Below are 12274 nucleotides of genomic sequence, written 5' to 3' on the forward strand. Positions count from 1 at the left end.
TTTATGCTATCTAGCATGCTTTTTAGTTGTTTGATCGTATACGTTATATCATACAATTGTATGTAATGAGATGCGGCTTCAAACTATATTATAAACAATTATCTGACTTTTGTGAATGAAAAGAGTAAATAAATTTTAAAAAAATTGTTATTATAAAAAAATTTCCACTAAAATAACTCTGTAATTTTAATAAATAAATAGGCAATTCCTGCACCAATCAGAGGACCTACAGCAACCCCTTGAAATAGCGTCACAGCTAGGATTGTACCAAATACAAGAGCCGTTGTAATATGGGGATCTTCCGACAATAAAGTCAGTCCATATTTAGCAATAATTGCCACTAAAATTCCTGCAGCTAATGCTACCCAAGCATATGACGACTTAATAGCTTCTCCCAATTGTTTAAAACCAATATCACCTGTTGCAATCGGCACTAATACCGCAACTGTAATAACGGTCACACCTAGATTAATTCCTTTAGACTGTAGATAGGGAAATACCTTACTGTCTAGACCTATTAATTTAATAACTAATAGAAAACCTACAGCGATAATTAACGACTGATTTTTTGCAATCAATCCTATAACCAATAAAATAGCTAAAAACATAACTGGTTGTGAAAACATTCGTTCATCCTTCCTTTCATTACTTTCATGCTTATTTGGATCTTATTTTCTAGTGAAAAACCCACTTTTTTCTTTTCACTCTTTCATAAAAGTTGTAAAATACTAACAAAACTATTTTTAAAGGAGGTTGTTAGCTGCTTGCCTAAAATCTATTGGGTTCGTTTTTTACGAATCGTCATCTTATTGACTGGTTTAAGCGCCACACTTATAGTCATTTATTACCTTTCAACGCTGCTTTATCCATTCATCATTGCCTTTATTATTGCACTCTTCATGAATCCAATCGTAAACTTTTTTGAGCGTACGTTAAAGTGTAAACGCTACATTGCTGTTCTTATTTCCATCATGCTTATTTTTTCCATTCTAGCAGGCTCGATTACGCTATTAGTGACTGAAATAATAGCCGGTACAACCTATCTAGCAAAAGTCGTTCCAACTAATTTTGAAGCCGTCATCGTATACATCGAAAACTTTATTGCCAGCAAACTGATTCCTCTTTATAACCAAATTGCTTCAATGTTTAACAGCTTAAACCATAACCAACAGGAAACTATTTTAACAAATATTCAAAACGTTGGCAGTAGTATTACAACAACTGTCGGAGACTTTTTACAGCGACTTTTACAAGCGATCCCAACTTTTCTCGGATGGCTCCCTAACATCGCAACTGTTGTTATTTTTTCCTTACTTGCTACCTTCTTTATCAGCAAGGACTGGAATCGTTTCCTTGCATTTAGCAAAAGCTTTTTACCACCAAAGGTGAAACAGAGTAGTGAAGCTGTAATCGGAGAGCTAAAAAAAGCACTTTTTGGATTTATTCAAGCTCAACTTACGCTTATTTCCATCACAACGATCATTGTTCTTACTGGTCTACTCATTTTACGAGTTGATTATTCAATTACTATCGCTTTACTTATCGGCTTTGTAGACTTACTACCTTATTTAGGAACCGGACTCATCTTCGTGCCTTGGATTATTTATACGTTTACAACTGGAAATATCTCCTTTGCCGTTGGTTTATCTGTTTTATACTTAGTGGTTATCGTACAACGCCAAATTATGGAACCTAAAATCCTATCATCGAGTATTGGATTAGATCCTTTAGCTACTTTGATTGCTTTGTTTGTCGGCTTTAAATTAATTGGTTTTCTCGGATTAATTGTTGGGCCCATTTTATTGGTTATCATTCGTACGCTACACTCAGCTGGTGTATTTACAGATATTAAAAATTTTATTATTGCAAAATAAAAGTGTGCTTCATGAGAGAGTTTTTCTCATTGATAGCACACTCTTTTTTTAGTTGGTACCCTGATTTTCATTCTTAGCGAATAATCGTAAACCTTCCGCGATTTTGAAACAGTCGCTGGAATAACTTCATAACAGTTGGTTTGATAAACTTTCTTGTTGCAGGAATAAGTAGTAAAAAACCCGTTGTATCGGTAAAGAAGCCCGGGGTCAATAGTAAAAGACCACCGATTAAGATACAGAGCCCATCTACAATTGCTTCACCGGGAACTTGACCAGAATTCATTTGCTGTCGTGCTTTGTGTAAAGTCTTCATACCTTGCTTCTTTGCTAAATAAGCTCCTAATATTCCCGTTGCTAAAATCAAGAAAAATGTTGGTAAAATACCAATTTCCGAACTTACTGTAAGCAATAATGTGATTTCAATAGCAGGGATAATAATTAAAATTGGAACGAGAAATTTCACCGTCAACTCTCCTTAATATCTGACTATAGAAAAAGAGAAGGTAAAGACCTTCTCTTTTTTTAAATTATACCTTACAGAATGCTTGCATGGCCATTGTATACAACGCCACGAGCTGAATCTACTGTAATGTCTTGTCCATCTTTAAACGTAACTGTTGCGCCTTCTACGCCTACAATGACAGGAATGCTTAAGTTTAGCCCTACAACAGCTGCATGGCTTGTTAAGCCACCTTCTTCTGTAATTAATGCACTTGCTTTTTCAACTGCACTAATCATGTCGCGGTCTGTGCTATTTGTAACTAAAATTGCGCCTTCTGTCATTTTTTCGTTTGCTTCAGCTGCGCTTTTCGCAATAACTACTTGCCCAACCGCTGATTTACGACCGATGCCTTGACCCTTTGCTAATACATCACCTACAACTTGTACTTTCATTAGGTTTGTAGCACCAGATTCTCCAACAGGTACACCTGCTGTAATAATAACTAGATCTCCTTGAGATACAATGCCCGTTTTTACTGCGTCGTTTACAGCATGCTCTAACATGTCATCAATATTTGTGCAACGCTCACCTACAACTGGTGTTACTCCCCATACTAACGCTAAACGACGAGCTACTGAATCATTTGCTGCTACCGCTACGATTGGAGATTGTGGACGGTATTTTGAAACGATTTTTGCCGTATATCCACTTTCAGTTGGAGCAACAATTGCACTTGCATTTAAGTTAAGTGCCGTATGTCCTACAGATTGACCGATTGAATCTGTAATAGATGTACCTACTCGCTTGCTGCGTTGTTGTAAGATTTCACGATAGTTTAGAGCTTGTTCTGCACGTGATGCAATCGAATGCATTGTTTGAACAGCTTCGATTGGATAAGAACCAGCAGCAGTCTCACCGGATAACATAATTGCATCTGTACCATCAAAGATTGCGTTCGCTACGTCACTTGCCTCTGCGCGAGTTGGGCGTGGGTTACGTTGCATAGAATCCAGCATTTGTGTTGCTGTGATAACAGGTTTACCAAGCTCGTTACATTTTCTAATTAAATCTTTTTGTACTAACGGTACTTCTTCAGCAGGAATTTCTACTCCTAAGTCACCACGAGCAACCATTAAGCCATCAGACACTTCAAGAATTTCATCGATATTATCGACACCTTCTTGGTTTTCAATTTTTGAAATGATTTGAATGTGTGGAGCATTATTCTTTTCTAATAGTTCACGAATTTCTAATACGTCAGACGCACGGCGAACGAAAGATGCAGCGATGAAATCAATACCCTGCTCGATTCCAAACACGATGTCGTTTGCATCTTTTTCTGTAATACCTGGTAAGTTTACACTTACGTTTGGTACGTTAACACCTTTTTTATTTTTCAAAGTACCTGGGTTTAGTACTTTTGTTTTGATTTCACCAGCAGCTTTATTAACTTCTAATACTTCCAGTCCAATTAAGCCATCGTCTAACAGGATTTTAGAACCTGGGTGTACATCTTCTACTAGACCAGGGTATGTAATTGAGAACTTTTCAGTTGTTCCTACTACTTCTTGCATAGAAACGATGATTTCAGAACCTTCTTCTAAATCAATTGCACCGTTCTCCATTGTATTTGTACGAATTTCCGGACCTTTTGTATCAAGTAAAATTCCGATTGTTTTCCCTGTTTTTTTAGCAGCTTCACGAATGTTAACAATACGTGCACCATGCTCTTCGAAATCACCGTGTGAAAAGTTTAAACGACAAACATTTAAACCAGAGTTAAATAGTTCAACTAACTTTTCTACACTTTCACTTGCTGGACCAATAGTACCTACAATTTTTGTTTTACGCATTCTATCTTCCTCCTATATAGTGGTATAACCAAACTTCTCAAGTAATTGTACAAACCTAGCACTCAAAGTTACTGGACTAATCACCTTTTACTTTACATGTTAACAGCAATATGTAGCTTAGTCAGGCGATGATATGCTCTCTTTAAACCAAAGAAAGAACTATTATGTAAGCAGTAAATAGACTATCACAACACATGATGTATTGTACACTCATAGCATAATTTTACCCTTAACTAGTTGTTTTTTTACTACAATTCACTTGGTTTATCTAATGATTTTACTATTCCCGTCTATCTGACAAGCATGCCTATAAAAATTGGTTTTAGACATTACAATAAAAGAAGCGGGTTGCTTTTCCTACAACAATGTATTTTAAATCCATTAGAGGAAAATGCAGGCTTCTTCTTAAGAATCCTATAGGGTTTTGCTGTCTATAAAATACCATGAAGAACTATGAAACACAATAGAGAAGCGCTATTGTAGAAACGAGAAAATGCACCCCCTATCTAAGTAGAGGATGCTTCGTTGTTTATTTCACACCGATGGCATCGGTTTCAGCTGAAAACTGTCCGATTTTTTTGTATTTTTCATAGCGTTCTTCAACTAATTGCTCTTTTGTTAATTTTGTTAATTCTTGTAAAGAGCTACGAATCGCTACTTCCATATAAGCTGCTTGTTCATCAATATTACGATGAGCTCCACCTTTGACTTCTTCCACAACCTCATCCACAATGCCTAGTTCTTTTAAATCTGGTGCCGTAATTTTCATTGTTTCTGCTGCTTGCTTAGCAAGCGTTGCATCTTTCCACAGTAAGGCAGCAGCACCTTCTGGAGAGATAACAGAGTACGTGGAGTTTTCAAGCATATGAAGATGGTTCCCTACACCAAGTCCTAATGCTCCTCCACTTCCTCCTTCTCCAATAACAATACAAACGATAGGTACAGTTAAGCCAGCCATTTCAAAAAGGTTTTTTGCGATGGCTTCACTTTGTCCTCTTTCTTCCGCTGCTTTTCCTGGGTAAGCGCCTTTTGTATCAATAAAGCAAATAATTGGTCTGTTAAACTTTTCAGCCTGCTTCATTAAACGTAATGCTTTACGATATCCCTCAGGATGTGGCATTCCAAAATTGCGACGAATATTCTCTTTCGTATCTTTACCACGCTGATGACCAATAACCGTGACAGGTACACCTTGGAACTTAGCAATTCCTCCTACGATGGCTTCATCATCACCATAATAACGGTCACCATGACACTCTAAAAAATTAGTAAACAGCCTTGAAATATAGTCTAGCGTAGTTGGTCGTTCAGGATGACGCGCAATCTGCACACGATTCCATGGGCTTAAGTGGTTATAAATATCTTTTTCTACTTTTTCCAAGCGCTTTTCTAGCTTTTCAATCTCTGTTGATAAATCAACATCGGTGTTTGTTGCAAATTCCTTTAACTCTGCAATTTTATTACGCAATTCCACGATTGGACGTTCGAATTCTAATTCACTTACCACTGTACGTCACCTCCTACATGAATGTCTAAAATATTCGTGAGCGTTTCTTTTAAATTGTGACGCGCCACAACCGCATCTAATTGACCGTGCTTTAATAAAAATTCTGCAGTTTGGAAATCCTCCGGTAGCTCTTCTCGAATAGTTTGCTCAATAATTCTTCGACCTGCAAAACCAATTAAAGCACCCGGCTCTGCTAGATTATAATCTCCTAACGAAGCAAAACTAGCGGATACGCCTCCCGTTGTAGGGTGCGTCATGATGGAAATAATGAGTCCACCTTTATCACTATACATTTTTAACGCTGAGCTTGTCTTAGCCATTTGCATTAAACTTAAGATACCTTCTTGCATCCTAGCTCCACCTGATGCTGTAAAAATAAGAAACGGTACGCCTAAATCCTTTGCTTTTTCGATAGCTCTTGTAATTTTTTCACCTACAACAGAGCCCATGCTTCCCATTCTAAAATGTGAATCCATAACGGCAACGACTACTTTTAAACCATCAATGTCTCCTTCACCCGTTACAATAGCTTCACTAAGGCCCGTTTTTTCACGGTCTTTCTCCAACTTTTCAACATAATCGGGAAATTCTAAAGGGTTTTGAGAGCGCATTGTACGATCATATTCAATAAACGTACCTTCATCAATTAAGCTACTAATTCTTTCTTTAGCAGTCATTTGGTGATGATGTCCGCAGTTTAAGCACACTTTTAGATTTTTATTAAGCTCTTTGGTGTACATAATTTTTTTACATTTTTTACACTTCGTCATAATTCCTTCCGGTACATCTTGTTTTAGGTGTTCTGATGGAACTGAAGCATACTTTTTCTTCTTTGTATTCTTTGCATTTTTTGTATTTTTAGTAAATAAATCTCTTAACAAAGTGTAACCTCCTTTTGATCCTTTTATCTAAAAGAACCTGTCTTCGTATCCTTTGCTTATCATGCAATAAGCATCAGTCTGAAACCAATAGAGCGTCTATCACCTATTATTTCAAAATAGGTTACACAATCGGTGCAAACAGACCATGAGACCATGAAGTATGAATCCACTCATAATTCCTTCATTTTGTGTACTAATTGATATTTACTTTACAAGAAAAGTTGTACATTTTGTGTAGAAACATGCAACGTGCTATTCGACATTTTGTGAAGCATCACAAGGATGATACCATCCTTTATGAATCGCAAAAACGTCATGCTCGTTTCCTTGTTTAATAGCATGAATTAATAACGCAATTTGGGCTTGATTTTGCGTCATTGTTGACTGTTGAAATGTATAGTAAAAGTTACTAACAATTAGCCAAATGCGATGTAACAATCGATTATGTTGAAGGCGAAATAACTGCTCAAATAGCTGTTTAATTGTTAAGGTTTGATGATCTAGCTGATCAACAATGCTTTCATTATTCTGTAGTATAGATTCTAAGCATGCTCTTTCTAACATATATTTCGTTTCAATTAAGTCTTCTTTTGGTTTGCTATCATGCAAGAGAAACGTTGCTAAAATCTCGATAAGCTGATGATCGCCTACTTCTTTAATAAACGTGCCTTCCCCCCGCCGTGTTTCAATAAGGCCTAGCAACTCCAATGCTCGAAGCGCTTCACGCACAGAAGAGCGACCCGCATTTAGTCGCTCTGCCAACTCTCGCTCTGACGGAATTTTATCTCCTGTTTGCAGCTGATTAGACTGCATCAATTGCCGAATTTGCTTTAAGATTTCTACATAAACTTTTGACCGTTCATTCATCAACCTATTTTTTCACTCACCTTATCCACTTAGTATCCAAACAGAATTTTTCGCTGTATCACTTTATTCAATGATAGCCAAACGCTGCGTTTTTAATGCAATTTCATTTGGATCAACCTGTAACCTCGCAACACCTGTTTCCATCGCTGCTTTCGCCACAGCAGCTGCTACTGCTGGTGCAACTCTAGTATCGAATGGTGCGGGAATAACATAATCTTCATGTAAATCGTCTGATGAAATAAGGCTTGCAATTGCTTCTACCGCAGCGATTTTCATCTGTTCATTGATATGAGTAGCCCGTACATCTAGGGCACCACGGAATATACCAGGAAACGCCAGCACGTTATTCACTTGGTTAGGAAAATCCGATCTCCCTGTCCCAATTACCCTTACACCCGCACTCTTTGCTTCGTCGGGCATAATTTCAGGCATTGGATTAGCCATTGCAAAAACAATTGGATCCTCATTCATCTTTTGAATCATCTCTTTTGTCAGAGCCCCTTCGACAGATACACCAATAAAAACATCCGCTCCAGAAAGCGCATCTTCTAAGGTCCCAGTTACTTTTTGACGATTGGTATAAGCAGCTACCTCGTCTTTTACCTGATTCATCCCAAACGATCTACCTTCATAAACTGGACCTTTTGAGTCACACATAATAATGTCGCGCACGCCATAGCGATGCAATAATTTAATGATGGCAATCCCTGCGGCTCCAGCACCGTTGGCTACTACCTTCACTTCTGACATTTTTTTATTTGCTAGTTTTAATGCATTTACCAAGCCAGCTACCGTTACAATTGCAGTTCCGTGCTGATCATCATGAAAAATAGGAATATTGGTTTCTTTCTTTAAGCGTTCCTCAATTTCAAAACAATTTGGTGCCGCAATATCCTCTAGGTTTACTCCACCGAACGTTGGTTCTAATAGCTTTACTGTCTCTACGATTTGGTCAATATCTGTGGTCTTTAAACAGATAGGAAACGCATCTACTCCGGCAAAGCTTTTAAATAATACTGCTTTACCTTCCATTACAGGTAAAGCTGCTTCTGGACCGATATTTCCTAACCCTAAAACCGCAGTTCCATCAGATACCACTGCAACCATATTTCCTTTCATTGTATACTCATACACATTATTCACATCATCGTAAATTTCTTTACAAGGCTCAGCTACCCCCGGTGAATAAGCTAGGCTTAAATCCTGAGCATTTCGAACAGGGATTTTTGACTTAGATTCTAACTTCCCTTTATTAATACGGTGCATATGCAGTGCTTCTTCACGTAAAGACATGAGCTCACTCCTCATTCGATATAAGTATACATATAGCTATTAATTAGAAACGACGCAGTTAAGCAATAAGCGCTCATTTTCATTGCATCTGAGTAAATGTAAAATTAAGTAACAGTGGTCAGACCACTTTTTTTAACTTCTTTACAATATAACATCATCTACAATCTGTAAAGACTATAGCGTTTTTACAGCCACATTTTCATCTCCAAGTAACGCTTTAAATTGTGTAATAACATCCCCCTCTAGTGAGATAAAATAGTCGGACGTTAAGCGTAATAATCGCTTCTCTGACTCATAGTACACCAGAACTGGTACATTTCCTTTAGCGCTATGAATTTTTTTATAAATATCACGAATGACTTCATCACTTTGGGCTGATGGCTTTACACGTAAATATACTTCTTGTTTCGGCAGCTTTTCTTCAGCTTCCTTCGCTAAATAAATTTCTTGTGCAACAATTTGTCGCTTATTGGTTCGAATATCGACTTTACCTTTAATCAATACGACTTCTCCAACGTTTAACAACTGCTTGTATTTCTCGTAGCTTCGTGGAAACACTACTGCATCGGCATCGTCTGTTTCATCACTAATTGCAAGGAAGGCCATTTGCTCACCTTGTTTGGTACGAATGATGCGCTCATTTGAGATAAGTCCAATAATTGAAACTTGTGCTCCATTTTTACACTTCGCAATATCGCAAAGAGGGATTGTGAAATGAGCTTCCATTAACCTTTCATATTGAGAAGCCGGATGATTAGATAAATAAAAGCCTACTGCTTCTTTTTCACGTTCCAAAATTTCTTGCTCGCTGAATTCGTCTACTATTATGTACTTTGGCTTTAGCGAAAAACCCATGCCAAAATCATCTTGTGGATCAACCAGCTGGGCATGTTCGAAAGCTACGTCTATCGTTTCAATAAGCGTGGCACGATTTTCACCAAACTCATCGAAACAACCGGCATTAATCAGCGTTTCAAGGATTTTTTTATTAACAATTTTTGTCGATACGCGCATACAAAAATCAAATAGGTCTTCAAACGGCTTATTCTTTCTCTCATTGAGAATTTCTTGAACCACTGTTCCGCCAACATATTTAATTGCTCCTAAACTAAAACGAATCTGTTGCTTTTCTACATTGAAAGCATACGCACTTTGATTGATAGATGGAGGCAAAAGAGCAATCTTTCTTTTCCTCATTTCTTGAATGTATTGCTCACTTTTTGATTGATTTCCAATCGCACTGGTTAATAAAACCGCAAAGAACTGAAGGGGATAATGTGCTTTTAAATAGGCTAAATAGTAAGTAATAAAGCTATATGCAACGGCATGGCTCCTGTTAAATCCGTAGTTAGCAAACTTAACAATTAAGTCGTAGACTTGTTCTGAGACTTCTTCACCATATCCCTGTCGTTTACTACCTTCGATAAAATGCTTTCGCTCTTTTTGAAGCGTCGCACTCTCTTTTTTACTGACCGCTCGCCTTAAAAGGTCCGCTTCCCCTAATGAAAATCCAGCCATTTTCGAAGCGATTTGCATAATTTGCTCTTGATAAACAATGACTCCATACGTGGTTTGTAAAATTGGTTTTAGCACATCATGAACATACGTAACTTTTTCTAAACCATGCTTTCTTTTAATATAGGTTGGAATATGCTCCATCGGTCCAGGACGATACAAAGCATTGACCGCCACTATATCTTCTAGTTCTGTTGGTTGTAACTCTTTTAATACTTTGCGCATGCCGTCTGATTCTAACTGAAATATTCCAGTTGTATCACCACTTGCTAAAAGCTGAAACGTCTTAGCATCTTGCATAGGAATATCTGGTAGCTTTTGCTTTTCTCCTGTATCTCGCTCTACTTTTGCAAGAATATAATCAATTAACGTTAAATTACGGAGACCTAGAAAATCCATTTTAAGTAAGCCGATATCCTGCAGTGCTTCCATTGGGTACTGAGTAAGGTACACATTATGCTGACCCTCTTGAATAGGCGTATACGATGTAAGCGGTTCGCCACTAATAACAACGCCTGCAGCGTGAGTTGACGTATGTCTTGGAAGCCCTTCTACTTGCATTGCTAATTGCAAAAGTTTTTGTCTAATAGGCATAGCTTGAATATACTCACGTAAAGGCTTAGACTGTGCAACTGCTTGTTGTAACGTGACCCCAGGTTTAGATGGTAGTAATTTAGAAACAACAGAAAGATCTTCCTTATCCATTCCTATAACTTTCCCCACATCGCGAATGGCCGCCTTAGTCGCTAGAGTGCCGAAAGTAATAATTTGAGCAACATGAATCTGACCGTATTTTCCAGCTACATATTGAATGACTTGGTCACGTTTATTATCTGGAAAATCAATATCAATATCAGGCATTGAAATGCGTTCAGGGTTTAGGAACCGTTCGAACAACAAGTCATGCTTAATTGGATCAACATTGGTAATTTCTAAAACATAAGCAACTAAAGAACCTGCTGCTGAACCACGCCCCAGCCCTGTAATAATTCCATTTTTGTGCGCATACTGCATAAAATCCCATACAATTAGAAAGTAGTTGCTAAACTTCATCTGTTGAATGACACTAAGTTCATAGTCTAATCGTGCTGCATATTCAGGGGTGACTGTACTTAAACGCTTTTTCAAGCCTTCTTCGCACAGTTTTTGTAAATAGCTATCCGCCGTATCCTGACTGTTGGGGATTGGATAGGATGGAATCATCATTTTACCGAGTGAGAGCTCAAGGTTGCACCGGTCAGCTATACGATTTGTTTCGTATAAAGTGGAAAGAACGTCTGTATAGAGGCTTTCCATTTGAGACTGTGATTTAAAATAATATTCTTTGCTGTTCCTATCTTCCTCTATCATATCTTGAAGCATATCACCTTCACCTATAGCCTTTAGGCATTCATAGGCTTCATAATCTTCTTGAACCAGGTATTTTACGTCATTGGAAGCCAGTAACTTCACATTCAATTCTTCTGCTAATTTACAAAGTTCCTCATTCAAAACTTGCTCGTGATCTCCGTGTCGCTGAAGAGACAAATAAAAATTTTCTTCTCCATATACATGTTTAAAAAATGCAATAGTTTGTTTTGCTTCATCCAGCTTATTATCCAAAATAAGCGATTCAATTTCTCCAGATAGCCCAGGCGTAAAAGCGATTACGCCTTCTTTATAATGCGGTAACCACTTTTTTTTCACGCCGTTCTTTTCTTTTGTTTGAACAAGGCTGCTCAACTTTACTAAATTTTCGTATCCCTTCTCATTCTGAGCGAGTAAAACAAGCGGATAAGAAAACGCTTCATCTTCTTGCTTTAGCACATATAAAGTCAAACCGATGATTGGCTTAATGCCAGCTTTTTTGCACTCTTTATAAAAAGGGATAGCTCCGTACATCACATTTTCATCCGTCAGAGCAACAGCTTTATAATCCAATGCTTTTGCACGTTCGACCAGCTGCTTAATTCGAATCGTGCTATTTAAAATGCTATATGCACTTTTTAGTTGTAGATGAACAAAAGGCACGAGTCTTCCCACCTTCTTTTTATGTATTTATG

The 12274-nt window shown here is 37.7% G+C and carries 9 protein-coding genes; 1 reads left to right on the forward strand and 8 read right to left on the reverse strand.

From position 1 onward, the window contains the following. Positions 1-167 precede the first annotated feature (167 nt). Complete coding sequence (locus tag MKZ18_RS18295) at positions 168-626, reverse strand: DUF441 domain-containing protein (RefSeq protein ID WP_025907255.1); 459 nt, start codon at positions 624-626, stop codon at positions 168-170. Between the two features lie 138 nt (positions 627-764). Here MKZ18_RS18295 and ytvI point away from each other — a divergent pair, with 138 nt between their 5' ends. Beyond that, positions 765-1874 (forward strand): sporulation integral membrane protein YtvI, encoded by a 1110-nt coding sequence (gene ytvI / locus MKZ18_RS18300; protein ID WP_025907257.1) that lies wholly within the window; start codon positions 765-767, stop codon positions 1872-1874. Between the two features lie 73 nt (positions 1875-1947). Here ytvI and MKZ18_RS18305 read toward each other — a convergent pair whose 3' ends face one another. The 7 genes from MKZ18_RS18305 to dnaE form a co-directional block, all read right to left on the reverse strand. After that, positions 1948-2337, reverse strand: a complete 390-nt coding sequence (locus MKZ18_RS18305) for an FxsA family protein (protein ID WP_025907259.1) — start codon at positions 2335-2337, stop codon at positions 1948-1950. Positions 2338-2408: 71 nt separating this feature from the next. Continuing rightward, the gene (pyk, locus tag MKZ18_RS18310) at positions 2409-4169 is read right to left on the reverse strand and encodes a pyruvate kinase (RefSeq protein WP_025907261.1); all 1761 of its coding nucleotides are present in this window, start codon (positions 4167-4169) and stop codon (positions 2409-2411) included. A 529-nt stretch (positions 4170-4698) separates the two neighbouring features. Next, positions 4699-5676, reverse strand: a complete 978-nt coding sequence (accA, locus tag MKZ18_RS18315; protein ID WP_025907263.1) for an acetyl-CoA carboxylase carboxyl transferase subunit alpha — start codon at positions 5674-5676, stop codon at positions 4699-4701. Next, on the reverse strand, positions 5670-6557 hold the full coding sequence (gene accD, locus MKZ18_RS18320; protein WP_025907266.1) for an acetyl-CoA carboxylase, carboxyltransferase subunit beta: 888 nt from the start codon (positions 6555-6557) through the stop codon (positions 5670-5672). The genes accA and accD overlap by 7 nt, the downstream gene beginning before the upstream one ends. Before the next feature lie 252 nt (positions 6558-6809). Next, entirely contained in the window at positions 6810-7424 is a 615-nt protein-coding gene (locus MKZ18_RS18325) for a FadR/GntR family transcriptional regulator (protein WP_174521177.1), read from the reverse strand. Positions 7425-7487: 63 nt separating this feature from the next. Next, a complete protein-coding gene (locus MKZ18_RS18330; RefSeq protein WP_061784955.1) occupies positions 7488-8717 on the reverse strand; it encodes an NAD(P)-dependent malic enzyme in 1230 nt (409 codons plus the stop codon). 174 nt (positions 8718-8891) lie between these two features. Continuing rightward, complete coding sequence (gene dnaE / locus MKZ18_RS18335; protein ID WP_341344588.1) at positions 8892-12242, reverse strand: DNA polymerase III subunit alpha; 3351 nt, start codon at positions 12240-12242, stop codon at positions 8892-8894. Between the last annotated feature and the right edge of the window lie 32 nt (positions 12243-12274).

It is taken from the genome of Priestia sp. FSL W8-0001 (assembly GCF_038050335.1).
GTDB classification, from domain to species: Bacteria; Bacillota; Bacilli; order Bacillales; family Bacillaceae_H; genus Priestia; species Priestia flexa.